21 protein-coding genes and 3 tRNA genes are annotated in these 23,459 nt (G+C 46.1%); 16 read left to right on the top strand and 8 right to left on the bottom strand.

The genetic code is table 11. The features are described from left to right. Positions 1 to 9 precede the first annotated feature (9 nt). From FIU99_RS18015 to FIU99_RS17985, 7 genes are read left to right on the top strand one after another with little or no spacing between them, the layout of a single operon-like run. A complete protein-coding gene (locus FIU99_RS18015; RefSeq protein ID WP_006960833.1) occupies positions 10 to 1,221 on the top strand; it encodes an acetyl-CoA C-acyltransferase in 1,212 nt (403 codons plus the stop codon). A gap of 17 nt (positions 1,222 to 1,238) precedes the next feature. Beyond that, on the top strand, positions 1,239 to 2,732 hold the full coding sequence (locus FIU99_RS18010; RefSeq protein ID WP_006960834.1) for a CoA-acylating methylmalonate-semialdehyde dehydrogenase: 1,494 nt from the start codon (positions 1,239 to 1,241) through the stop codon (positions 2,730 to 2,732). 11 nt (positions 2,733 to 2,743) lie between these two features. Further along, positions 2,744 to 3,898 carry an acyl-CoA dehydrogenase family protein gene (locus FIU99_RS18005; RefSeq protein ID WP_006960835.1) on the top strand — a complete coding sequence of 385 codons (1,155 nt, stop codon included), beginning with the start codon at positions 2,744 to 2,746 and terminating at the stop codon, positions 3,896 to 3,898. Between the two features lie 18 nt (positions 3,899 to 3,916). Further along, positions 3,917 to 4,705, top strand: a complete 789-nt coding sequence (locus tag FIU99_RS18000; protein ID WP_006960836.1) for an enoyl-CoA hydratase — start codon at positions 3,917 to 3,919, stop codon at positions 4,703 to 4,705. 8 nt (positions 4,706 to 4,713) lie between these two features. Further along, the gene (locus FIU99_RS17995; protein WP_006960837.1) at positions 4,714 to 5,844 is read left to right on the top strand and encodes an enoyl-CoA hydratase/isomerase family protein; all 1,131 of its coding nucleotides are present in this window, start codon (positions 4,714 to 4,716) and stop codon (positions 5,842 to 5,844) included. 32 nt (positions 5,845 to 5,876) lie between these two features. Continuing rightward, positions 5,877 to 6,779, top strand: a complete 903-nt coding sequence (gene mmsB, locus FIU99_RS17990) for a 3-hydroxyisobutyrate dehydrogenase (RefSeq protein WP_006960838.1) — start codon at positions 5,877 to 5,879, stop codon at positions 6,777 to 6,779. A 12-nt stretch (positions 6,780 to 6,791) separates the two neighbouring features. Then, positions 6,792 to 7,550, top strand: a complete 759-nt coding sequence (locus FIU99_RS17985; RefSeq protein ID WP_006960839.1) for an SDR family oxidoreductase — start codon at positions 6,792 to 6,794, stop codon at positions 7,548 to 7,550. A 64-nt stretch (positions 7,551 to 7,614) separates the two neighbouring features. On the opposite strand, the gene azu is transcribed toward FIU99_RS17985, so the two are convergent. Both azu and FIU99_RS17975 read right to left on the bottom strand, forming a co-directional pair. Then, the gene (azu, locus tag FIU99_RS17980; RefSeq protein ID WP_006960840.1) at positions 7,615 to 8,070 is read right to left on the bottom strand and encodes an azurin; all 456 of its coding nucleotides are present in this window, start codon (positions 8,068 to 8,070) and stop codon (positions 7,615 to 7,617) included. 101 nt (positions 8,071 to 8,171) lie between these two features. Then, positions 8,172 to 9,839: an electron transfer flavoprotein-ubiquinone oxidoreductase gene (locus FIU99_RS17975; protein ID WP_169312891.1), complete on the bottom strand. Its 1,668-nt coding sequence runs from the start codon at positions 9,837 to 9,839 to the stop codon at positions 8,172 to 8,174. A 217-nt stretch (positions 9,840 to 10,056) separates the two neighbouring features. Between FIU99_RS17975 and FIU99_RS17970 the strand changes: the two genes are divergently transcribed. From FIU99_RS17970 to FIU99_RS17960, 3 genes are all read left to right on the top strand, one after another. After that, complete coding sequence (locus FIU99_RS17970; RefSeq protein WP_006960842.1) at positions 10,057 to 10,806, top strand: electron transfer flavoprotein subunit beta/FixA family protein; 750 nt, start codon at positions 10,057 to 10,059, stop codon at positions 10,804 to 10,806. A gap of 10 nt (positions 10,807 to 10,816) precedes the next feature. Continuing rightward, positions 10,817 to 11,755: an electron transfer flavoprotein subunit alpha/FixB family protein gene (locus FIU99_RS17965; RefSeq protein WP_006960843.1), complete on the top strand. Its 939-nt coding sequence runs from the start codon at positions 10,817 to 10,819 to the stop codon at positions 11,753 to 11,755. A gap of 180 nt (positions 11,756 to 11,935) precedes the next feature. After that, the gene (locus tag FIU99_RS17960; protein ID WP_236612183.1) at positions 11,936 to 13,015 is read left to right on the top strand and encodes a GGDEF domain-containing protein; all 1,080 of its coding nucleotides are present in this window, start codon (positions 11,936 to 11,938) and stop codon (positions 13,013 to 13,015) included. Here the strand turns inward: FIU99_RS17960 and FIU99_RS17955 are convergent. From FIU99_RS17955 to pdhA, 3 genes are read right to left on the bottom strand one after another with little or no spacing between them, the layout of a single operon-like run. Next, positions 13,012 to 14,148 (bottom strand): dihydrolipoamide acetyltransferase family protein, encoded by a 1,137-nt coding sequence (locus FIU99_RS17955; RefSeq protein ID WP_029236159.1) that lies wholly within the window; start codon positions 14,146 to 14,148, stop codon positions 13,012 to 13,014. The genes FIU99_RS17960 and FIU99_RS17955 overlap by 4 nt on opposite strands. After that, positions 14,145 to 15,128: an alpha-ketoacid dehydrogenase subunit beta gene (locus FIU99_RS17950; protein ID WP_006960846.1), complete on the bottom strand. Its 984-nt coding sequence runs from the start codon at positions 15,126 to 15,128 to the stop codon at positions 14,145 to 14,147. Before FIU99_RS17950 ends, FIU99_RS17955 begins: the two co-directional genes overlap by 4 nt. Next, positions 15,121 to 16,215, bottom strand: a complete 1,095-nt coding sequence (pdhA, locus tag FIU99_RS17945; RefSeq protein WP_006960847.1) for a pyruvate dehydrogenase (acetyl-transferring) E1 component subunit alpha — start codon at positions 16,213 to 16,215, stop codon at positions 15,121 to 15,123. The genes FIU99_RS17950 and pdhA overlap by 8 nt, the downstream gene beginning before the upstream one ends. Positions 16,216 to 17,013: 798 nt before the next feature. Here pdhA and FIU99_RS17940 point away from each other — a divergent pair. Next, positions 17,014 to 19,326: a methyl-accepting chemotaxis protein gene (locus tag FIU99_RS17940; protein ID WP_006960848.1), complete on the top strand. Its 2,313-nt coding sequence runs from the start codon at positions 17,014 to 17,016 to the stop codon at positions 19,324 to 19,326. Positions 19,327 to 19,363: 37 nt separating this feature from the next. Here the strand turns inward: FIU99_RS17940 and FIU99_RS17935 are convergent, their stop codons facing one another. Beyond that, on the bottom strand, positions 19,364 to 20,332 hold the full coding sequence (locus FIU99_RS17935) for a sensor domain-containing diguanylate cyclase (RefSeq protein ID WP_006960849.1): 969 nt from the start codon (positions 20,330 to 20,332) through the stop codon (positions 19,364 to 19,366). Positions 20,333 to 20,459: 127 nt separating this feature from the next. On the opposite strand from FIU99_RS17935, the gene FIU99_RS17930 reads away from it, so the two are divergent. From FIU99_RS17930 to FIU99_RS17920, 3 genes are all read left to right on the top strand, one after another. Continuing rightward, entirely contained in the window at positions 20,460 to 20,804 is a 345-nt protein-coding gene (locus FIU99_RS17930; protein WP_006960850.1) for a HopJ type III effector protein, read from the top strand. A gap of 44 nt (positions 20,805 to 20,848) precedes the next feature. Beyond that, positions 20,849 to 21,205, top strand: a complete 357-nt coding sequence (locus FIU99_RS17925) for an MmcQ/YjbR family DNA-binding protein (RefSeq protein WP_006960851.1) — start codon at positions 20,849 to 20,851, stop codon at positions 21,203 to 21,205. 163 nt (positions 21,206 to 21,368) lie between these two features. Further along, positions 21,369 to 21,442 (top strand) — tRNA-Cys (locus tag FIU99_RS17920). Positions 21,443 to 21,528: 86 nt separating this feature from the next. Here FIU99_RS17920 and FIU99_RS17915 read toward each other — a convergent pair. Both FIU99_RS17915 and FIU99_RS17910 read right to left on the bottom strand, forming a co-directional pair. Continuing rightward, complete coding sequence (locus tag FIU99_RS17915; protein ID WP_019276210.1) at positions 21,529 to 22,068, bottom strand: hypothetical protein; 540 nt, start codon at positions 22,066 to 22,068, stop codon at positions 21,529 to 21,531. Next, entirely contained in the window at positions 22,037 to 22,492 is a 456-nt protein-coding gene (locus tag FIU99_RS17910) for a hypothetical protein (protein WP_006960853.1), read from the bottom strand. The genes FIU99_RS17915 and FIU99_RS17910 overlap by 32 nt, the downstream gene beginning before the upstream one ends. A 714-nt stretch (positions 22,493 to 23,206) precedes the next feature. On the opposite strand from FIU99_RS17910, the gene FIU99_RS17905 reads away from it, so the two are divergent. Beyond that, positions 23,207 to 23,293: transfer RNA gene (locus FIU99_RS17905), tRNA-Leu, on the top strand. 12 nt (positions 23,294 to 23,305) lie between these two features. After that, positions 23,306 to 23,379 (top strand) — tRNA-Cys (locus FIU99_RS17900). The last annotated feature ends 80 nt before the right edge of the window (positions 23,380 to 23,459 follow it).

Below are 23,459 nucleotides of genomic sequence, written 5' to 3'. Positions count from 1 at the left end.
GAGCAGGCAATGCAAGAGAAAGAGATTTGGATAGTTGCAGCGAAGAGAACGCCAATGGGGCGTTTTCAGGGCATGCTTTCTGAATATTCTTCACCCAAGCTAGGGGCGGTCGCGATAAAGGCGGCAATGGAAGAGCAATCTTTATCGCCAGATTTAGTCGATGAAGTGTATATGGGCTGTGTGTTGCCCGCAGGTTGTGGGCAAGCGCCAGCGAGACAAGCGGCTCTAGGGGCTGATTTACCGAAAGCGGTAGGTTGTACGACCATCAATAAAGTTTGTGGCTCCGGTATGAAAGCGGTGATGCTGGCAAACGACCTTATTCGAGCGGGCAGTGCCAATTGCATTGTTGCTGGAGGTATGGAGAGCATGACTAATGCGCCGTATCTGCTTAAAGAGTCACGCTCTGGGATGCGCATGGGTCACAAATCGACCTACGATCATATGTTCTTAGATGGTCTGCAGGATGCGTATGAAGGTGAACTCATGGGCGTCTTCGGTCAGCAAATTGCCGATAAGCTTGAATTTACCCGAGAGCAAATGGATGAGTGGGCAACCTTGTCGGTGAACCGAGCGATTGAAGCACAGCAGCAGGATTTGTTTGCCGATGAAATCGTCCCTGTTACCCTCAAGAAAGATCCTCCGCTTGATTATGATGAGCAACCACGCTCAATCAAGCCCGAAAAAATACCTCAGTTAAGGCCCGCATTCGCCAAAGATGGCTCTATTACTGCGGCCAACTCCAGCGCAATATCCGACGGGGCTGCCGCTCTTGTGGTTATGGACGCTCAGACGGCTAAGCAACAGGGTTTGGAACCACTGGCCATTATCAAAGGTCATGCAACGCATGCCCGAATTCCAGCTGAATTCACATTAGCACCTGTTTACGCCATTGAGCAGCTTCTATCGCAGTTAGATTGGGCGGTGGACGAAGTGGATTTATGGGAAATCAACGAAGCTTTTGCTGTGGTGACGCAGATAGCGGTTAAACAGCTCAGCCTCGATAGCGAGAAAGTTAACGTGAAAGGCGGTGCGTGCGCATTAGGCCATCCCATTGGTGCCAGTGGTGCAAGGATTCTTGTCACGCTGATTCATAGCCTTCGTCAGTTGCAGGCTTTGGGCACAGATGGCAATCAGAACAACAAACGCGTGGTGCGAGGTGTTGCATCACTCTGTATTGGTGGCGGTGAAGCAACCGCAATGGGTATTGAGATCCCACTATAAAAGAAAAGGACATCATTATGACTCAGTCAGTTCCCTTATTTATTGGCGGTGAGTTCTGCCAGTCACAGACCAATGAATGGGTCGAGGTGACCAACCCGGCAACCAGTGAAGTGATTGCCAAACTTCCTTGTGCGACCGAGCAAGAAATGGAGCAAGCGATTCAAAATGCCGATGAAGTGTTTAAATCTTGGAAGGAAGTTGCGGTATCGGAGCGAGCTCGCTTGATGTTGCGTTATCAGCACTTACTTAAAGAACACCATGATGAGCTAGCGGAGCTTCTTTCAAAAGAGACCGGAAAAATCACCATTGATGCGAAAGGTGACGTCTGGCGAGGTATTGAAGTGGTTGAACAAGCTGCAAACATCGCAAGCAACATGATGGGCGAAACCGTCGAGAATGTTGCGACAGAAATTGATACTTACTCGATGATTCAACCGCTGGGGGTATGCTGTGGTATTACACCGTTTAACTTCCCAGCCATGATTCCCTTGTGGATGTTCCCACTGGCAATCGCCGCAGGGAATACCTTTGTTCTTAAACCTTCTGAGCAAGTACCGCTTACTGCGATGCGTTTGGCTGAGCTATTTGAACAGGCTGGCGCGCCAAAAGGCGTTCTTCAGGTTGTTCATGGCCGTAAGAATCAGGTCGATAAACTGCTCGTTCATCCTTTGATTCGTGCTGTGTCATTCGTAGGCTCTGTGCCAGTTGCTCAGTACATCTATCAGACGGGCACCAACTTCAATAAACGTGTTCAGGCGTTTGCTGGTGCGAAAAACCATATGGTTGTGATGCCAGACGCCAATAAAGCGCAGGTGATAAATAACTTAGTTGGAAGCTCAGTTGGCGCGGCTGGGCAACGATGTATGGCTATTTCAGTTGCGGTGTTCGTTGGAAGTTCGAAAGAGTGGGTCGATGATCTAAAAACTGAAATGGCGAAGATGACTCCGGGGGCATGGGATGATGGCAACGCGGCGTACGGGCCATTGATCAGTAAAGAAGCTAAGAATCGTGTAGTGAGTTTGATTGAAGAAGGCAAAGCGCAAGGGGCTGTGTGTGAACTAGACGGTACTCAGTGCCATGTTGAAGGTATGTCGGAAGGTAACTGGCTGGGCCCGACCTTGTTCACAGGTGTAACGACTGATATGTCGGTCTATGAGCAGGAAATCTTTGGTCCTGTTTTAGTTTGCCTGGAAGTCGAGACGCTAGAAGAGGCGATTGAACTGATCAATAACAACCCATACGGCAACGGAACATCGATCTTCACTGCAAACGGTGCGGCTGCACGTAAATACCAACACGAAATTCAGGTTGGTCAGGTGGGTATCAATGTCCCGATTCCAGTGCCTTTGCCGTTTTTCTCATTCACTGGATGGCGTGGCAGCTTCTATGGCGACCTGCACGCTTATGGCAAGCAGGCAGTTCGATTCTATACCGAAACCAAAACCGTTACATCGCGCTGGTTTGATGATGATATCCCAACAGGGCCAAACTTAACCATTCAACTGCGATAAGAGGAGGACAAATGGATTTTGAACTTAATGAAGACCAACGTGCATTTGCTGAAACCGCTCAGCAGTTTGCGATGGATGAGTTAGCGCCGATGGCCGCAGAGTGGGATGAAAAGCAGCTGTTTCCAAAAGATGTACTTAAAGCTGCAGGTGAATTAGGTTTTCTCAGCCTGTATACGCCGGAAGATCAGGGGGGCTTGCAGCTGAGCCGTCTTGATTCCTCAATCATCTTCGAGCAACTGGCGATGGGGTGCACTTCCACCACAGCATTCATGACCATTCACAACATGGTGACTTGGATGATTGCCAGTTTTGCAACTGAAGAAGCCAAAGAAGAGTTTTGTCCAAAACTGATCACTGGCGATTGGCTTGGTTCATATTGTTTAACTGAGCCGAACGCGGGCTCCGATGCCGCTTCATTGACAACCTCTGCGAAAAAGCAGGGGGATGAGTACATCATCAATGGCGGTAAAACCTTTATCTCCGGCGCTGGTGACACGGAAGTGTTAGTCGTGATGGCGCGTACAGGCGATAGCTCAGCAAAAGGTATTTCTGCTTTTGTCATTCCTGCGGATGCGGAAGGTATCAGCTACGGGCGTAAAGAACCCAAAATGGGGTGGAACAGCCAACCAACACGTGCCATCACGTTTGACAACGTTGTAGTACCTGAAAAGTACTTGTTAGGGAAAGAAGGGGAAGGCTTTACTTTCGCAATGAAAGGGCTAGATGGAGGGCGTATTAATATCGCGACTTGTTCAATAGGTACTGCGCAGCAGGCATTGAATGAGGTGATGCAATACGTCAAAGAGCGCAAACAGTTTGGTAAAGAACTGGCTCAGTTTCAGGGGCTACAGTTCAGGTTAGCTGACATGGTGACTGAGCTGGTCGCGGCCAGACAAATGGTGCGTCTCGCAGCAAGCAAATTGGACAATCAGGACCCAGAAGCCACGGCATATTGTGCGATGGCAAAACGATTTGCAACCGATGTCGGTTTTAAGATTTGTGACCAGGCACTTCAGCTATACGGAGGCTACGGCTATATCAAAGAGTACCCGATGGAGCGTCATTTCCGCGATGTGCGTGTTCACCAGATCCTTGAAGGTACCAATGAAATCATGCGATTGATCATCGCGCGTCGAACGCTAGCTGAAGGCTCTCAACTACTCTAATCGAAAGGATGCTCAACGATGAATCATTCAGAAGGAAGTACCATTCAACATACGATTCGCAACCATGTCGCAGTCGTTACCATGAACAACCCTCCAGCGAATACGTGGACGGCACAAAGTCTGGCTCAATTGAAACAACTCGTCTTAGATCTTAATGAGAACAAAGACGTTTACGCCTTAGTCATTACCGGACAGGGTGAGAAGTTCTTCTCTGCCGGTGCTGATTTAAAATTGTTTGCAGATGGTGATAAATCTGTCGCGGTGGATATGTCGCGCTTGTTTGGTGAAGCATTTGAAACCTTATCTGCATTCCGTGGTGTTTCCATTGCGGCCATTAATGGCTATGCGATGGGGGGCGGTCTGGAAGTGGCATTAGCTTGTGATATTCGAATTGCGGAAGAACAAGCGGTTATGGCGCTTCCAGAAGCCAAAGTTGGTCTATTGCCTTGTGCTGGTGGTACGCAAAACCTAACGGCGCTTGTTGGTGAAGGCTGGGCGAAACGCGTCATCTTGTGCGGTGAACAGCTTGATGCGGCAAAAGCACTTAACATCAAGCTGGTTGAAGAGGTTGTCAGCAAAGGGAATGCCCTTGATGCGGCAATTAGCCTTGCAGAAATGGTGGCAAATCAATCTCCGTCTTCGGTAACGGCTTGTAAATCATTGATACAAAACACAAGGACGAGCCCACTAGCACACGGTTTGATGAAGGAGCGTGAACTGTTTATTCAGTTGTTTGACACTCAAGATCAAACAGAAGGTGTCAACGCGTTCCTAGAAAAACGTCAACCTCAATGGAAAAATGGCTAGGAGGCAATATGACAGCAACCGTTCATTTTAAAGAGCTGCCTTGCCAAGACGGGATTACCAAGATTGGTGTGGCGACTCTTGATAATGCGCCCTCACTGAATGCCTTGACCTATGACATGTTAGCTTTGCTCACAGAGAAACTCGAAAGCTGGCAAGAAGACGACAGTATCGCTTGTGTCTTATTGGAAGGCCAAGGCGAGAAAGCGTTCTGTGCTGGTGGTGACGTACGCACCATGCATGATGTCATGCGAGATAAATCCAGTCAGGAAATCGAAGCGTTCTGTACCACTTTTTTTAAACTTGAGTACGAATGTGACTATCTGATCCACACCTACTGTAAGCCAATTATCGCGTGGGGTGAAGGCATCATCATGGGCGGCGGAATGGGACTTTATATGGGCTCTAGCCACAAAGTGGTGACGCCATCAACACGCTTGGCCATGCCCGAAGTGAGTATTGGTCTGTATCCCGATGTCGGGGCCACGTGGTTCCTGAATAGGCTTGAACCTGGGGTGGGGCTATTCCTCGGTTTAACGGGAGTGATGATCAACGGTAGCGATGCGCTTGATGTAAATTTAGCTGACCACATGGTGCTTTCAGAAGAGAAAGAGTCGCTGGTTGAGCGCTTGTTGTCTTTACTTTGGGACGAGCAGGAAGACGCTTATGAAGCGGTGACAGACTTGCTCATTGAATTCGGTGACAAAGTTAACGGCCACAAGCCAGACCCGCAAATGCAACCCTTTATGCAGGATATCCAACGCGCGTGCAGCGCTAGTGATGTTGTAGAAGTAAGTAAAAACATTCTGGATCTGGAAGGCCAAAGTAAGTGGCTCGACGTTGCGAAGAGAAATCATGCCTCAGGCAGCCCGATCACATCCCATATTTGTTTCAGGCAGTTGAATCGATACAAAGATCTGTCATTAGCCGATTGTTTTCGTCTTGAATTGAATCTCTCGGTACGTTCTGGGCTGTTAGGGGAATTCCGAGAGGGCGTCAGAGCCAGACTGATTGATAAAGATGGTGAGCCTAAATGGCAGTTCAGCCGTGTCGATAATGTCGATGAAGCCGTGATTGATACCTTGTTTACATCTCTTTGGGATGAAAAGTCGCACCCGTTGGCACAACTGGGCCATTACTAAGCTCTACGAGCAGGGAAAGAAGGAAATAATTCATGAGTACCATAGCGTTTATAGGTTTAGGTAATATGGGCGGCCCGATGGCCGAAAACTTACTTGCTGCAGGTTTGAAAGTGCAGGTGTTCGATTTAATGCCTGAAGCAGTAAAAAAACTGGAGTCCGCGGGTGCTGTTGCTGCTCCCACAGTGGAAGATGCCGTCAAAGGCGCAGATACGGTGGTAACGATGTTACCTGCTGGCGAGCATGTACGAGCGGTATATCTTGGCGACCATAGCGGTGGTGTTGGCTTATTAAATATGGTTGAAGATGGCACTTTTCTTATCGACTCTTCAACTATTGATCCCCAGTCAGCTCGCATTGTTGCGCAGTGTGCGGCAGATAAGGGGCTTGATTTTGTTGATGCCCCCGTCTCTGGCGGTGTGGCAGGGGCAAAAGCGGGTACGCTGACCTTTATTGTTGGAGGTTCAGACGGTGCCTTTGAAAAAGCAGAGTCTGTGCTTAAACATATGGGCAAAAACATCTTCCATGCTGGTAAAGCAGGTGATGGACAGATGGGTAAAATCTGCAACAACCTGATGTTGGGTATTCTTATGTCAGGGACGTGTGAAGCACTTAACCTAGGCATTGATAATGGATTGGACCCGAAAGTCCTTTCTAACATCATGCTGCAGAGCTCTGGCCGAAACTGGGCACTTGAATTATATAACCCTTGCCCAGGTGTGATGGAAACAGCACCTGCTAGCAACGAATTTAAGCCAGGTTTTATGAGTAAACTGATGCTTAAAGACTTGGGGTTAGGGCTGGATGCTGCTGCGCAGAGTCAATCTTCCGTGCCGATGGGTTCTTTAGCCCGAAATCTGTATGCTTTTCACAACGCAAATGGCAATGAAGAGCTAGACTTTTCAAGTTTGTTCGAGTTTTATCAATCTAAAAAGTAACGGAGTTCGCCGATGGATCTAAAACAGAGCGTAATAGCGATTACTGGTGCAGGGCAAGGCTTAGGCCAGATGATGGCTATCACACTAGCGCAAGCTGGCGCAGAACTGGCCCTACTGGATGTTAACGAAGAAGCCCTGATGGATACCAAAGAACAGTGCAATATGCTCGGGGTTAAAGCACTGACTTACAAAGTTAATGTGACGGACGAGCAGGAAGTGGAGCAGGTCTTTAGTGACATTGTCACTGATTTCGGACAGTTAGACGGCCTTATAAACAACGCTGGTATTCTTCGTGATGGTTTACTGGTAAAAGTCAAAGATGGTGAGATGACTAAAATGTCACTCGAGCAATTCAACTCCGTGATTGACGTGAACCTTACCGGAACGTTTTTGTGTGGACGAGAAGCCGCGGTTCAGATGATCAATTCCAAGCGAAAAGGGGTCATCATCAACATTTCTAGCGTTGCTCGTGCTGGGAACATCGGTCAGACAAACTATGCGGCGTCTAAAGCAGCTGTGGCGACTCTGGCGGCGACTTGGGGTAAAGAGCTGGCAAGGTATGGTATTCGAGCGGCCGCTATTGCACCTGGTGTGATTGAGACATCGATGACGGGAGCGATGAAACCAGAAGCGCGCGAGCGTCTGGAAAGAATGGTACCCGTGGGTCGGATGGGCGATCCCAAAGAAATTGCGAATACCGCTAAGTTTATCTTTGAGAATGACTACGTGAATGCGCGTGTATTTGAAGTCGACGGCGGGATATTCATGTAAAGCTTAAGCTTTCAAACGTTAAAAAGGCACGTGAGTTACGTGCCTTTCTTGTTTTAGAAATGAGTTATTTCAACTCGAATTTCCCTTTCATAATTGCCCAGTGGCCAGGGAAAGAACAGAAGAAGGTGTAATCACCACCTGCTTTCATTTTCTCTGTGCTGAATGTCACTGAAGTGCTTTCACCGCCACCGATGATTTTGGTGAACGCGTAAACGCGCGCATCATCTGGTTTGACGTAGTTGTTCGCCGCGCCCGCCGACATACCTTCCGTACCTACAGCCTGAACATTCGCTGTGTCGGCAATAACCACGTTGTGTCCCATAGAGGTCGCTGCGAGCTTACCTGTATGGTTCAACGTTAGTGTGACTTCTTTACAACTAGAAGGGACGCTAATGCTGTTAGTCGAGAATTGCATCATGTCGTTTGCATCAACAGAAACAGAACATTCTGCGCTTGCTTGAGCTCCGAAGCTGATTGCACCAAAAACAACAGCAAGAATTCCAACACTACGTTTAATCATATTTATTCCTCACGGTTTGTAGTTGAGAGACATTCTCATATACGTAAGAAATAGAAACTTTGATCACTTTCACTAAGTGCTGGATTTCTTGAGAAAAGCAGTTACATATTCTGATAATTGGGACCACCGCCACCTTCTGGCGGGAGCCAAGTGATATTTTGCGAAGGATCTTTTATGTCGCAGGTTTTGCAATGCAAACAGTTAGCGGCATTGATCTGTAGCTTCCGCGTATTATCAACCGTGACAATTTCGTACACGCCTGCAGGGCAGTATCGCTGACTAGGCTCATCAAAAAGAGGAAGATGATTTTCGATAGGAATACTTTCACTGGCGATAATCAGATGACAAGGCTGGTCTTCTTCATGTTGTGTGCCGGAAAGGTAAACAGAAGAGGGCTTGTCAAAACTCAGTTTGCCATCGGGTTTAGGGTAATCAATCGCGTTGCATTGGGAAATCTCTTTCATCGACAGGTAATCTGCTTGCGGATCGGAAATCGTCCATGGTGCTTCCTTGTGAAACAGAGATTGCCAGATGTTTTGTTCGAATGTGGCCAAAGCGCCTCCCATAATCGCACCATATTTGTGGATTGAAGAAGCAAAGTTTCGGCTCTGTTTTAGCTCGTCAAACAGCCAAGATGACTCAAACAGACTTTGATAATCGGCTTCTCTCTGGCCTCCGTCTGCTTGGAGTGCGTCAAATATCGCTTCGGCAGCGAGCATGCCGGATTTCATAGCAGTATGACTGCCTTTGATTTTTCCTGAATTCAGCGTTCCAGCGTCACAGCCAATCAACAGCCCACCCGGAAATTGCTGTTTAGGTAATGAGTCAAAACCGCCTTTAGCAATCGCTCTTGCACCATACGAAATCCGTTCACCGCCTTCGAGGTATTGTCGAATCACAGGGTGATGCTTAAAACGTTGAAACTCATCGAATGGGCTGAGGTATGGGTTCGAGTAGTTTAAATCAATGATCAACCCGACGACGACTTGGTTATCTTCTAGATGGTAAAGAAAACTACCACCGCTAGAGTCTGTTTCGTTAAGAGGCCAACCTGCGCCATGAAGCACACTACCTGCCTTATGGATCTCGCTGTCCGGAGGGAGTTGCCAGATTTCTTTTAATCCAAGGGCGTAGTGTTGCGGTTGTCGACCCTCATTGAGGTTGAACTTGCTAATGAGCTGTTTGCCCAAGTGACCGCGTGCACCTTCAGCAAACACAGTGTATTTGGCTTTCAGTTCTATCCCAGCTTCAAAGGTTGGCTTTTGTTCTCCTGATTTATTCAGACCCATATCGGATGTGTTGATTCCCGTTACGGCACCTGATTCATCATAATTCACGCTAGCGGCGGCAAAACCTGGATAGACCTCAATCTCGAGTTCTTCGGCTTTCTGACCAAGCCAGCGACACAAGTTCGCCAGACTGATGACGTGATTGTCGGAACTGTTGTGCATTAGCTTGGGAGTAACAAATGCAGGCATCTTGATGTGATTGCTTTCCGTCGTCATATACATGAACTCATCGCGGGTGACGGGATTATTGATTGGCGCACCAAGTTCTTTCCAGTCAGGGAAAAGTTCATCTAATGCTTTGGTTTCAAAAATCGCACCTGAAAGTATATGTGCACCGACTTCAGCCCCTTTTTCAACAACACAGATTGATAGAGGTATTTCGTTGATTTTGCTGAGTTGGGCGAGTTTGATTGCGGTCGACAACCCCGCAGGCCCGGCCCCGACGACGACGACATCAAACTCCATACATTCTCTTTCCATGGTGTAAACCTACCTTGCCAATTAATTCTTATAGATAAATATAGTGCAGTTGACGTAAACGTAAACTTTACTAAGCTGAGTATAGGCAAAAAATCCGACATGAAACATGTTTAATGAGATCTTAAGCCGTTAAGTAAAAAGATTGGGCTAATCATAAAACTATGATTTATCAACTTGTTATCGTTCTGAAAAATGCTTTTAGCACCAAGGAGGAGATGTGAAAGTACTAGTAGCCATAAAGCGAGTGATTGATCCTTATGTCAAAGTGAGGGTGAAGAGTGATGGCAGTGGTGTTGAAACCAACAACGTCAAAATGTCGATGAATCCATTCTGTGAAATTGCCGTGGAAGAAGCGGTTCGTCTAAAAGAATCCGGTGTCGCAGAAGAGGTGATCGTAGTCTCGATTGGCGATGCAGCAAGCCAGGAAAGCCTGAGAGGTGCGCTTGCGTTAGGTGCTGACCGAGCCATTCATGTGGAAGCAGATGGTTCACCAGAACCACTGGTTGTGGCGAAGTTGCTGAAAGCACTAATGGAACAAGAGCAACCGGGTATTGTTCTCCTGGGTAAACAATCAATTGATACAGATAATAACCAGGTTGCGCAAATGCTTGGCGCATTAACTGGTCGCCCACAGGGGACATTTGCCTCGGAAGTAATTGTTGAAGGTGAGCAAGTTAGTGTGACAAGAGAAGTCGATGGCGGTTTGGAAACAGTGAAACTTATATTACCTGCCATTATCAGCACTGATCTACGTCTTAATGAGCCGCGTTATGCTTCGTTGCCTAACATCATGAAAGCAAAGAAAAAGCCGCTGGATGTTATATCCGCCGATGACTTAGGGATCGCGCTAGTACGTAGTCAGGAAATCATCGAAATCATGGCGCCAGCAGAGCGCTCTGCTGGAGAAATGGTGACCAGCGTGAGTGAACTGGTCGACAAGCTTAAGAATGAAGCCAAGGTGCTGTGAGGAAATGAGTATGAATGCGAAAACGTTAGTTATTGTCGAGCACGATAATCAGACCTTGATTGCAGACACGCAGAAAGCCCTGTCTGCTGCCGCCTCTTTACGTAATGAAGTCAGTGCACTAGTGGTGGGGTGTGGGTGTCAGGCTGTTGTTGATCAGGTTGCCAAAGTCGAGATTGTCAAAGAGGTATTGGTGGCCGATTCAGAAATCTACCAAAACCAACTGGTTGAAAACTGTGCAGAGTTAGTGCAACAGGTTGGGGCGGACTTTTCTCATGTGTTTGCTCCTGCAACGACGTTCGGCAAAAACCTTATGCCAAGAGTTGCGGCATTGCTTGACGTGGGACAATTGTCAGATGTGATTGAAATTGTATCTGACGATACGGTAATCAGACCAGTTTATGCGGGCAATGCACTGGCTAAAGTTAAGTCATCAGACCGAATTAAAGTCATCACGGTGCGCAGTTCTGCATTTGAATCAGTAAAAATGGACGATAGCTCATCAGCTGAAATCAAGCCGGTTGATATCAACATAGGCAACGATCTGTCGGAGCTGGTGGAGCGTCAGAAAACAGAAAGTGCTCGTCCTGATTTACCAGCGGCAAGAGTCGTTGTTTCTGGTGGGCGAGGGCTTGGTAGTAAAGAAAACTTTGTTATGGTTGAGCAACTTGCTGACAAGTTAGGTGGTGCTATTGGCGCGTCACGTGCTGCTGTCGATGCAGGGTTTGTTTCTAATGATCTTCAGGTCGGTCAGACAGGCAAAATCGTCGCACCTGAGCTTTATATTGCAGTCGGGATTTCAGGGGCGATTCAGCACTTGGCAGGGATGAAAGATTCTAAGGTGATTGTGGCTATCAATAGTGACCCAGAGGCTCCGATCTTTCAGATTGCTGACTACGGATTGGTCGGTGACTTGTTTGAAATCCTACCAGAGCTAACCAATTCTATCTAAAGCCAAAACAGAACGTCCGCTAATTTAGCGGGCGTTTTTATGAGTAAACTATCAATAAGTCTCCTAAACTAAATCTACTAGGTGCATAGTGGAGGAGGCTCTATGGGCATACACTTAGATATAACCACGTTGTCTATCATCTGTGTATTATTGTCTTTGTGCTATTGCATAGGATTGTTGTTGATTCAACAACTACAACCCAGCGTCAGTGGCATCAGTACGATAGCTTCTGCGTTGCTACTTCTCTCGGTTAGTTTCTTTCTCCTTAGCTTCGGTAATCAAATCACACACTGGGTATCTAAGATACTCGCTAACTCCTTAATGGCGTTTAGCTATATTATTTTGCTATTGGGAGTATGCCAGTTTAGAAGGTTCCCCAGGATCATTGCCAATATAGGCTTCTACAGTTTTCCGATACTGATAGTCGGGCTAACCTATTTCACGTTCTTTATGCCGTCCACTAATGCGCGCGTAATTCTGATGACTGTCTATGTGTCGAGTTTGTGTTTCATTGCTATCCTCGCTAATCAAAAGGGTAAAAGTACGGACATTACGCCTTCTAAGTTTTTGCTTTCTTTGGGGTTGGCGACGCAAGGAGGATATAACCTGTTCCGCTTTATCTGGACGCTATTTGAGGAACGGATTGACGACTTCATGATTTCAGGGATGGCTCATCAATTGGCGTTTGTCAGTACACTCCTTATGGTCATCTTTATTGGATTTTCAGTGACATGGATGCTAACAGGGCGGCTGGTCGCGACTATCTATGATACTTCGATCAAAGACGAGTTGACTCAGCTCTACAATCGTCGTGCATTAGAAGAATTACTGCCAAAAGAAATAGCCAGATCGAGTCGACATAAGCAGCCTTTATCTGTGTTGCTGCTTGATATTGATCACTTTAAAAAAGTCAATGACACCTATGGCCACCAAGCGGGAGATCGCGTGCTTCGAACGACAGGAAAGCTACTAATTCTTCAAACGCGAAAAGATGACTTAAGTTTTCGTTATGGTGGTGAAGAATTTCTGGTTTTGCTCCCTAACACTGATGTCGAGAAAGCGGTCATTGTGGCAGAGAAACTAAGAGAAGCGATCAAAAGAGCAAGGATGCTGCCTACCAACGTTGACTCTTGCACAGCGAGCTTTGGAGTGACTCAATTTAATGGGGAGGATGATTGGCAAACCGCTATAGAGCGCGCAGATCAGGCACTCTATAGCGCTAAGGAAAATGGCCGCAACCAAGTTACGGCGAGAACTTAATCAAGTTTCATTTCTAAGTGTTCTACAAGAAGTTTGGTAAAGCGAGCAGCTTCACCACCAGTACACGCTCTATGGTCAAAGGTTACTGACAGTGGCATTGCTTTCACTGCGACGGCTTCGTTGTTTCGCATCACCACTTTCTCGATGATACGACCGGCGCCGACAATCGCGACCTGAGGTGGAGAAACAACCGGAGTAGCATAGATACCTGCGATGGCCCCGAAGTTAGACAGTGTGATCGTCGCATGTTGCAATTGTTCACGACCAATCTTTCTATCACGAATGCCTGTCACGGTCTCATTTAGCCAAGAACGGATGTCTTCTGTTTTCACTTCGTTCGCGTTACGCAAGACAGGGACATACAAGCCATGACTACTGTCAACTGCGATACCGATGTTCACGGCACTGTGCACACAGCGTGTCATAGTTTCTGCGTCAAACCATGCGTTGAGCGCAGGTTCTTTTTCACAAGCATGAACTACTGCCTGAATCAGGCGACCTGAAATGTCTTCGCCCTTGTTCCAGTTTTCAAGTAAAGCTTCTTCGGTAATGGTGACAGAGGCAACATTGTGGTGTGACTCTGCCATGGTTCCTACCATAGTTCGACGAGCACCCTTAAGCACTTCTGTTCCAGGTTGTTGTTTACCCGCTTCTTCGTAGATATCCGCATCAGTGATCATGCCATCGTGACCACTGCCTTTAACATGCAGTAAATCTACACCCAGCTTTTTCGCCAATAAACGTGCAGAGGGCATTGCGGTAAGCGGTGAGTCTTCACCAGTATTATGAGAGGCACCAATCCAGAAGTCGTCTACATCAACTTGATGGGTTTTACTGGACACGTTGCCAACAACAGTAGCAGCATCCTTTTGTTTTGATTCGACTTTATTCGTAGCACCTTCTTCTTCAATTTCTAGAAGCAAGCTACCAATATTGATAACGTCGCCTTCTTCTCCATGACGACTGACTATTTTACCACTGTATGGTGCAGGTACTTCTACCACGGCTTTCGCAGTCTCAACGGTCAAAATAATCTGATCGACTTTAACCATATCACCGACGTTTACATGCCACTGTACAATCTCCGATTCCGCAAGCCCTTCACCAAGATCTGGCAGTAAAAATGATCTCATTTCCATCCCTCCACGAGTTCTTTAGCTGCGATAACAATGTCTTCTTCCTGAATCATAAAATAGTCTTCATTTCTGTAATAAGGCATGACCGTATCCATACCAGTGACACGCTTTGGTGGCGCTTTTAAGGTACACATCGCGTGCTCAGCAGTTCTAGCGATGATTTCCGCACCGACACCACAGGTTTTACTCGCTTCATGAACGACGAGTAAGCGACCTGTTTTGTCGAGTGACTTCAAGATGGTGTCCATGTCGATAGGCTTGATGCTAGCAAGATCAATCACTTCCGCTTCAATACCCTGTTCTGACAAGGTTTGCGCTGCCTGCAGTGACTCAACCACGCATGCGCCCCATGTGACAAGCGTCAGATCTCGACCTTTTCGAAGAGTGAAACAGCTGTCTAGTGGCAGTGCTTCGCCATTATCTACTACGTTAGATTTGACGGTGCGGTAGATACGCTTAGGTTCAAAGAACATAACAGGATCGTTGCTACGAATAGCCGCGAGCAATAAGCCGTAAGCTCGTTGAGGTGACGATGGAATCACGACTCTGAAACCGGGAATGTGAGCAAACAGTGCTTCGACACTTTCTGAATGATGCTCAGGAGCGTGGATACCACCGCCAAATGGCGCTCGAAAAACGGCAGGGCAGGTTAGTCGGCCACGTGTACGATTTCGCATTCGTGCCGCATGACACATCAGATGCTCCATAGCAGGAAAAACGAAGCCTTGGAATTGAAACTCTGCCACAGGTCTCAAGCCCTGGGTTGCCATGCCAACGCTGACACCGCCAATTAATGCTTCTGCTAGCGGTGTATCGATCACTCGTTTCAGGCCGAATTTTTCTTTCAGGCCTACAGTTGCACGAAACACACCGCCGTTATCGCCGACGTCTTCACCTAGGACAACTACTTTAGCGTCTTTGCTCATTTCATGATGCAAGGCGAGGTTGACTGCCTCAACCAGTGTAATCTCAGACATGTTTGCCTCCCTGCATTCGCATCGCTTTGTTGATCAGTTCATCCCTTTGTTTATTGAGTTCTGTAACAGGAGATTCATACAGGTAATCAAAGGCAGATTCTGGAGCTTGAGGTGGAAGGTTAAGGTAGCGTTCAACGGCTTTTTCGACTTCGACTCTAGCTTGTTCTAGTAGAGCTTGCTCTTCTTCTTCGGACCAGTGGCCCTGTTGAATCAAGTAGTTTTTGAGGCGGAGAATGGGCTCAAATTGCCAGGCCTGATTGAGCTCATCTGTGCTGCGATAGCGACTAGCGTCATCCGCAGTGGTGTGGTCACTGAGTCGATAACTTACTGCTTCAATCAAGGTCGCACCTTTCCCTTTTCTTGCTCTGTCTAACGCTGTTGCAACCGCGTCGAACATGGCAACAACGTCATTGCCGTCAACTGTGATACCAGGTATGCCAGCGCCTTTCGCTTTCTCCGAAAGAAAGTCAGCAGCACATTGTAGGGCACGCGGTACTGAAATCGCCCACTGATTGTTGTTGACGACAAACACTAGCGGAATATTCCAAGCACCTGCACAGTTGATGGACTCAAGGAAATCACCTTTAGACGTTGCACCGTCACCACAAGTAACAAGTGCTGCATTGTGGTTACCATCAATTTTCAATGCCGCCGCCACGCCGACAGCGTGTGTACATTGAGTCGCAATAGGTACGCAGAAAGGTAAGTCTCGGCATGATATATGGCTATCTTCTGGGCAGAAGTCACTACCGCGCTCGTCACCGCCCCAGTATTGGAGGTTTTTCTCCATGCCAATACCGCGAACCCACATAGCGGGCATATCGCGATAATAGGGGACGAAGACGTCTTGCACACGCAATGCGTGACCTATGGCAATACCAAAGGCCTCTGCACCCAAGTGTGAAGGGTAGGTTCCTAGCTTTCCGGTTCTTTGTAAGGCGACAGCTTTATTGTCGTAGGTGCGTGCGACAACCATGTCGCAATAGAACTTTTTCAGTGTCGCAGCATCAGCCCACTCTGGGAGTGGTTTAACGACTTGTCCATGGTGATCGATAAATCGACTCATGGGTAAGGCCTGAACGTTCATCTCAAGCTCCTTGTTGCGCTGCATTCTTTGGCAGCAATTAATTAACATCCTCCGGGCAAAACCACTTTAATGGCATTCTGACTTTGTTCTCAATTCGAAATACTATTCTAGAGAATTGGTTAGATGCATTCTTTCACACTGATATAAGTAATATATCCAGTGATGAATCTTGGTTGTGCCAGTTAATTTAAGTGTAACCAAAATGTTAAATAACGCCTGATTTGAGTCGATTTTCTAGAGTAAACTAATCCTTACAAACGTTAAAAAACAGATGAAAGTGCTGGTTTTTTTGAGTCGGAATGTCGAAATCTGAAAATATTCACTATCGATTTAAGGAATTTTACAAGAATATTATCCGGAATTTTTTGCAAAAATTGTCTAAAAACTTTCTTTTGGGCGACAAAATCAGTGCCAAAGTTGTTCGAAAGGTATCGATATTTGGCATTCACACAACCACGTAATCATATTGCTCATCATTAAATGATTGATGGGTGTGTATCGAGTGGTTATAAGGTCAATTTCAATATTTTTGCGGTAAATATCACAGGTCAAACCAGTATTCCTTACCACTTAGTGGGTAAGGTTGAGGTTTGCTTTAGCCTTATATATCAGGTAGTTAGTGATTTAAGTCGACTTTTACCTTTCTCAACCTGCGGATAAACCGTTGAGGGCTCATCGAAAAGTTCATTTTTTGTGCTTACACTTATATCACTAAATGCATATAAATAGTACGTCAGCTGGCAAGACTCTTCTGAATAAACAGAGGCGGAGATGGATTTTCCGCAAAGAGGTTCGGTTATGAAGATTGCCACTAAAATAGTGTTGGCTTCGACTTTGTTATGCAGTATTGCCGTTGTCGCGACAGGGACTTTCGTTGGGTGGAGAGCATCTGAGCTATCAGAACAAGCACTCTACCAGCGTGCAATTAGTCAACTTACTTCCATTCGGGAAAACAAAAAAAGCGAAATAGAGAACTACTTTCAGCATATTCGCGGTCAGATTGTTACCACTGCAAACTCAATTGGAGTTAGAGATGCCATGGTGGCTTTTAAAGACACTTTCGAGCGTTATCCGGTAGAGTCCGTCAGTTCAAGCGATCTATCGAGCCTTTCCAATTATTATACCTCCAATTTTGGCACTACCTACCGAACAGCGAATGGCGGTAACTCCGCTAATGAACTGCAAAAGTTAAACATGTTGTCGCCAAGGGCCAAGGCACTGCAGGCACGTTACATCGGTGTTAACCCGAATCCGTTGGGTGAGAAACATCAGATGATGGCTGACTCGCTAGGTACTGAATACGACAAAGTGCACAATAAGTATCATCCAAGCATTAAAGGCTTTCTGGAAGAGTTTGGCTATTACGATATTTTCTTAGTCGACCCCAGCGGAAACGTTGTTTACTCGGTTTTCAAAGAACTGGATTATGCGACCAACTTGAACTCTGGTCCTTACGCCGGGAGTGGTATCGCCAAGGCGTTTAAAAATGCACTGAATAAAGGCGCGTCTCAGTACCATCTTGAAGACTTTGCCCCTTATTTCCCTTCCTATGAAGCCGCCGCTTCTTTTATCGCCACACCAGTAAAAGTCGACAATAAAACCATTGGCGTTCTTATCTTCCAGATGCCCGTTGATAAGATTAATAGCATTATGACTTTCGGAGAAAACTGGAGTTATGCGGGGTTGGGTAATTCTGGTGAAACTTATCTTGTGGGCCCAGACAGCTTGTTACGTAGTGAATCGCGTTTTCTCCTCGAAGAGCCAGAACTCTATTTCGAAGAGCTTAAAGCATCTGGTGTCTCGAAAAACATTATGGATCAGATACAAGGTAAGTCTTCGGCAATTGGTCGACAGATGGTAGATACGGCAAGCGTAAAAGCTGCTTTTCGCGGTCAAAGCGGTTCTGAAGTGGTTGATGATTACCGCGGTATAGAAGTGCTATCGGTTTATTCACCTCTGGATGCAGCAGGATTACAGTGGGCAATTGTGACCGAGATAGACAAAGCAGAGGCATTAGCTGATCTCGACGCGTTGGTGCAATCTAAATTCACGACCGTTCTTACCAGTATTGTTGTGGGGGTAACCGCTGCTGTACTTGTCTCTTATTTCCTTGGTAGCAGTATTTCGAAGCCAATCCGCGTGGCAAGCGAGAAAATCCAGAGAATCAGTCGCGACAATGATCTGACAGAAAGGTTAGATGTAGAGGGTAAAGATGAAATGACAGATTTAGCCGTTTCACTTAACTCCTTGTTTACGCATTTGCAGGACATTATTAGGAAATTCGCCGAAGCTACAGAGAATCTGAATAACAATACGCAAAGCATGGCAGGTAACATGAATAGTACCCGTGATGCAGTGCAAGATCAGAACCACCGTACGGAATCTGTTGCTACTGCCGTCAACGAAATGAGTGCTTCGATTGCCGAGGTAGCTCAGTTTGCAAGTCGAGCAGCGGAGTTTGTGAAAAATGCCAACGATACTGGTAGTGAAGGTGTTGGAATCGGTCGTAACCTTGGTAGTGAAATTTCACGTCTTAACGAAGAAATGAAAACTGCCGTCGATGCGATAGGGCGTCTGCATCATGAGAGCAATTCAATTGCTGAAGTTTTGGATGTGATTCAAGGTATCGCAGAACAAACTAACCTACTGGCGCTCAATGCAGCCATTGAGGCGGCGCGAGCGGGTGAACAAGGGCGCGGTTTTGCGGTTGTGGCTGATGAGGTTCGCTCACTTGCTGGTCGAACTCAGTCGTCAACAGAAGAAATTCGCGAAAAGATCGAATCCTTGCAACGAGAAACCAACGAAGTATCAAAGAGTATTGAAAATGCAAACAATACGGTATCGCAAGGCGTGGATACGTGTGATCAGAACGCGGGTATGCTTGAGCAGATAGTTACCATGCTCAACGATCTGAATGAAATGAATGTGCAGATTGCAGCAGCAACCGAAGAGCAAAAAGCGGTAACTGACGAAATTAGTGGCAGTATTACTTCGATTGCGGACGCATCTTCTGCAGTGTCTAGTCAGGTCAGTGATGTAGATCATGTGCTGCAAGGTCTATCTTCTCAAGCCGAGCAGCTTAATGCGGAAGTATCGCAGTTTAAGTATTAAGACTACACAAATGGCCGACTCACTGAGAGTCGGCTTTTTACTTCTTACTCTGTTTATTTTGATACATAGCTTTGTCTGACTGAGCGATAAGATCTTCAAGGCAGGGTGCGCCAAAACAGTCTTCGATATGAGATCCAATACTTAAACTAGTCAAACTCAGCGATTCTTTGTCTTTGGTCTGGGCTAGGTATTCAGCCGAAACCCGAGCCGCGAGTTGTTTTAGCTCTCTTCGTGTATTGAGCAGCGAAAGTACAACGAATTCATCTCCGCCTAAGCGAGCGATAACGTCACTTTGTCTACACGCCTCTCTTAAAGTTTGAGCTAGTATGAGTATGCATTGGTCTCCTGACTCATGACCACCTTTATCATTGACCTGCTTTAAGTTGTCAATATCGATATAGAGCATTCCGATAGCTTGCTGATATCTCGGCGCATCTTTTATTTTCTGCTCTCCGAGCAAAGTTAACCCTCGCCGGTTAAATGTGTTAGTTAAATCATCTTTTAAGGCTAGTTCTTCAGCTTCTTGGAGCCGACAAGCGGTATCTAAATCTAATGTGACCAATCGAGCGAGCTGGCACAACATTCTAATTAGGGTTTTGTCATACGAAGTTGCATTGGTATCGATAACGCAAATGGAACCAAAAGGCTTACCATTTGGCCAAAAAATAGGTATTCCGCAGTAAGAACGAACGGCACCCTCTGCGACAGGGGGCGCAGCAGACCAAACTTCATGGGTTGCTGCACTTGGTACGTATAGATCTTGTCGTGTTTCGACCATATGGCGACAGAAGCTTTTCATGTTCCATGGCCAGTTCATTTGCGCTTCTAAGTAGTGATCTGGATTCTGGCTCGATACAACCACATTAAACTCGTCATTTCTAAGTTGGACGATTGCTCCGGTTGCCGCTCCAAATAAATCAGCCAGCAGATTAACCATTTCCTGCCACTTTGATAGGTCAATCAGTTGTGCGTCCGGATTGGTTAAACATTGCTGTGTATCTACCATTTGTTCTTCCCTAAATGCTGTACTGTTAGTTTATTATAGAGCGCCATTATAGAGTTTTTGAGGAATAAACACCTTTTTAATTATGAATCAATATCATAGACTTAATCTGTTTTAACAGGAGTGAAAAATGGAATTAAGTGTATTTATTGAACAATTGAATCAAAGCCCAGCGACGGTCCAGTTTGAACAGTCAATGGCAGTGATTGACGCAAATTACGAGTTTACGCCAACGGCCTTCATCAATGGCGAAACGAAGAATGAAGCCAACCAAAACAATGGATCGTGCAAAATATTCGCGTTCGCTCAGTTGAATCAGCTAACTGAGCAGGACACCTTAGCGTGCTTTGGTCGCTTTTATCGTGAAGATGTCCTTCAGAATCCAGACGGCGACGATCACGCCAATATCCGTAATTTTATTAAGTTTGGTTGGCAAGGTATTCAATTCGAATCAGATGCACTTGTTAGTAAATGATGGATCTAGGAGCGTTATCGCTCCTTTTTTATAGGTGAATGAATATGAATAACAAACAGCTTGCTGAGTATCTGGACACCTTTATGAGCGCAGAATCTGATTATCCTTTTGGCCCTGAGGCGTTAGTCTACAAAGTGAAAGGAAAAATGTTCGCCATTTTGTCGATGAGAGAAGGGCGCGAATACGTAACTGTAAAAGTAAAGCCTGAAGATGGTGAAGTGCTAACCTCCCAATTCGCAGACATTACACCGGGATACCATACAAATAAAAGGCACTGGGTGACGGTTTACTATCCCGGCGACGTCGAAGATGGACTGATTCAGGACCTTTGTGAACGCTCATATGAACTGATTGTGAGTAAATTACCCAAAGCACAAAGGGCAGTGTTGGGATACGATTAGAGTTGAGTTGTGCAAAAACTCGCAGGTTAGATCAAATAAGCAACCATTTGATTTAAATGTCAGCAATCAAACAGGAAAAAGATATTTTTGTTTGACTCTCATCGCTCAATCCGTAAAGTATGCATCGAACGCAGCGGTGGGTAACTAAAGCGTTAAAAGAAAAGGCGCGTTGGCAGAGTGGCTATGCAGCGGATTGCAAATCCGTGGACCTCGGTTCGACTCCGGGACGCGCCTCCATTCTTTTGCTCTTCTCATTACATATCACATAAAATCACTTTCTCAATACTAAATAGAAAACCACATCCTTGTAGTTTATTAGCTGATTACAAATCGTTTGACGTTAAGAAGACAGATTTGTCGACTTTAGAAAAGATATCTTGATAAGTTTTGGCACTATAAACAGGTTGAGACCACGACGTGCCGCCAGTATTGGTCAGTGCTTTAGCAACGATGTTCAAACGAACACGAACTGACTGGGATTTTTCCTGTACAGTTGCTGAAACTTCTACACGTCTAACCGTTTGATAGGTACCAGAGCCAGGCCCATAGAAGAAATCATTAAAGCTTTTTGTACCGTTATCAAGCTCATCCAATTCCATCGCCGCAGTAACTAACCCGAGTTCTGGCTCGACAACAGTGAGGATGTAGCCTTCGTCTTGAAGAGCCCCTATCACTGCGCGAAGCACGTTTCGCTCCGATTGTTCAGAGTATTCACGGGTTTGCATCTGACGTACTTGAAGTTGAGTCATTTCTGGTTGCTGGGGACGTGTCGATGACGCGCATCCGGCTAATAGCGTCAAAACAAGCAGCGCGAATAGCCAGCGATGGTGACTAGAACGTAGACGAGTGATACTTAAAGTCATCTACTATCCCTTCTTTAAAGTTGATGATTACTGTAAGTGTCTTCTGAGTAGTTGAAGTCACGCCAGTTTGCTCTTCATAGCCTGCGGACGCACCTCCGAGAAGTGGATATTTCCCGCCTTTGCCACCGAGAATGAGCGCAGAAACGCCACCGGAACTGGTTGAGTACGCTGTTTGTGTGCTTATTTTGTCGTAGATCCAGCTTTCTTTGTCTGTACCACCACCAGTAACGATGTTTGGCGAGCCAAGCACTGAAGCCACATCTGCTTGCGTCATGCCCTGACGAATCTCTTTCTGTACTGTTCCCACTGTTGTCGTTGATTCGACATTGTTCGGCAGCGAGTTCGCGTGCTCAGATGTACTTTTGCAGCCTACGAGTAGTAGGCTTCCCGCAGCAAGAGCGATAAGTGTATTGATGTTTTTCACTTGAATATCTCTTTGTTAAATTCCGGTTGGATATTGTTGTAATTATTAGACTTTCAGGAGCTTGCACAATGCGCTGTCTGAAATTGAAAACAATAACGCAAGATTAATGAGCGTTTAGTTTGCTTCCTGCGATAGGCTAACGAATATTTATAAAATATCCTCTAATAAATTAGGGAATTTAGATTTCGGTTCATTTATGAGACGGATAAAGTGATGGTTTAAAAATTGATAAGAACTTTAGCTACAGCTTAATAGCGAATTTATCAAAGCGAGAATTGGCTATGTGACTCAACAACATGGTGAGTATGTTGCCAAAACCATATTGACCCAGCGGAGAAACAAAAACCAAAGGTTACAATCGAAACCCACTTAGGGCTTTGTTACCTACGGGGCAGAGAACAGGCGTTGCGGATCTGCTTTTTGCGGTCACCACATTAAAGCCTCTCGTTAATATTAAGCAGAAAGATTTGTTTATCAGCAAAGTGTATAAAGCTTTCAGCGCCTGACATTTTTGTATGCCAACGAGTGGAAAAAGAATTTGGCGGGCATCTTTTGCGCAAAGTGATCGTCAATTGCTCTGCAAAGTGTGGTTTTTAACCATTTGAATCAAAAAGACAAAATTTTTATTGATCTCAAATCTCAATCCGTTAAAGTACGCCTCGTTCTCACGGCACAGGCCAGTGAGAGATGGTGTTACCATCGCATGATTGCGTTGCCTTGGTGGTGGAATTGGTAGACACAAGGGATTTAAAATCCCTCGGCGTTCGCGCTGTGCCGGTTCAAGTCCGGCCCGGGGCACCATCTAAAAAATGAGGCGCGTTGGCAGAGTGGCTATGCAGCGGATTGCAAATCCGTGGACCTCGGTTCGACTCCGGGACGCGCCTCCATTCTCTACGAGAATACAGTAACCAGCTTTGGCTGGTTTTTTTGTATCTGCGTATCGAAAAAATCATTTTAGATAGTGGTT

This window comes from Vibrio sp. THAF64, from assembly GCF_009363455.1.
GTDB classification, from domain to species: domain Bacteria; phylum Pseudomonadota; class Gammaproteobacteria; order Enterobacterales; family Vibrionaceae; genus Vibrio; species Vibrio coralliilyticus.
The sequence above is the reverse complement of the archived record's forward strand: the minus strand, read 5'-3'. Positions and strand labels throughout refer to the sequence as shown.

Bases quoted from the DNA above. Each gene is read 5' to 3' on its own strand.
- FIU99_RS18015 (WP_006960833.1), top strand. From the start codon at position 10: ATGCAAGAGAAAGAGATTTGGATAGTTGCAGCGAAGAGAACGCCAATG.
- FIU99_RS18010 (WP_006960834.1), top strand. From the start codon at position 1,239: ATGACTCAGTCAGTTCCCTTATTTATTGGCGGTGAGTTCTGCCAGTCA.
- FIU99_RS18005 (WP_006960835.1), top strand. From the start codon at position 2,744: ATGGATTTTGAACTTAATGAAGACCAACGTGCATTTGCTGAAACCGCT.
- FIU99_RS18000 (WP_006960836.1), top strand. From the start codon at position 3,917: ATGAATCATTCAGAAGGAAGTACCATTCAACATACGATTCGCAACCAT.
- FIU99_RS17995 (WP_006960837.1), top strand. From the start codon at position 4,714: ATGACAGCAACCGTTCATTTTAAAGAGCTGCCTTGCCAAGACGGGATT.
- mmsB (WP_006960838.1), top strand. From the start codon at position 5,877: ATGAGTACCATAGCGTTTATAGGTTTAGGTAATATGGGCGGCCCGATG.
- FIU99_RS17985 (WP_006960839.1), top strand. From the start codon at position 6,792: ATGGATCTAAAACAGAGCGTAATAGCGATTACTGGTGCAGGGCAAGGC.
- azu (WP_006960840.1), bottom strand. From the start codon at position 8,070: ATGATTAAACGTAGTGTTGGAATTCTTGCTGTTGTTTTTGGTGCAATC.
- FIU99_RS17975 (WP_169312891.1), bottom strand. From the start codon at position 9,839: ATGGAAAGAGAATGTATGGAGTTTGATGTCGTCGTCGTCGGGGCCGGG.
- FIU99_RS17965 (WP_006960843.1), top strand. From the start codon at position 10,817: ATGAATGCGAAAACGTTAGTTATTGTCGAGCACGATAATCAGACCTTG.
- FIU99_RS17955 (WP_029236159.1), bottom strand. From the start codon at position 14,148: ATGAGATCATTTTTACTGCCAGATCTTGGTGAAGGGCTTGCGGAATCG.
- FIU99_RS17950 (WP_006960846.1), bottom strand. From the start codon at position 15,128: ATGTCTGAGATTACACTGGTTGAGGCAGTCAACCTCGCCTTGCATCAT.
- pdhA (WP_006960847.1), bottom strand. From the start codon at position 16,215: ATGAACGTTCAGGCCTTACCCATGAGTCGATTTATCGATCACCATGGA.
- FIU99_RS17940 (WP_006960848.1), top strand. From the start codon at position 17,014: ATGAAGATTGCCACTAAAATAGTGTTGGCTTCGACTTTGTTATGCAGT.
- FIU99_RS17935 (WP_006960849.1), bottom strand. From the start codon at position 20,332: ATGGTAGATACACAGCAATGTTTAACCAATCCGGACGCACAACTGATT.
- FIU99_RS17930 (WP_006960850.1), top strand. From the start codon at position 20,460: ATGGAATTAAGTGTATTTATTGAACAATTGAATCAAAGCCCAGCGACG.
- FIU99_RS17925 (WP_006960851.1), top strand. From the start codon at position 20,849: ATGAATAACAAACAGCTTGCTGAGTATCTGGACACCTTTATGAGCGCA.
- FIU99_RS17915 (WP_019276210.1), bottom strand. From the start codon at position 22,068: ATGACTTTAAGTATCACTCGTCTACGTTCTAGTCACCATCGCTGGCTA.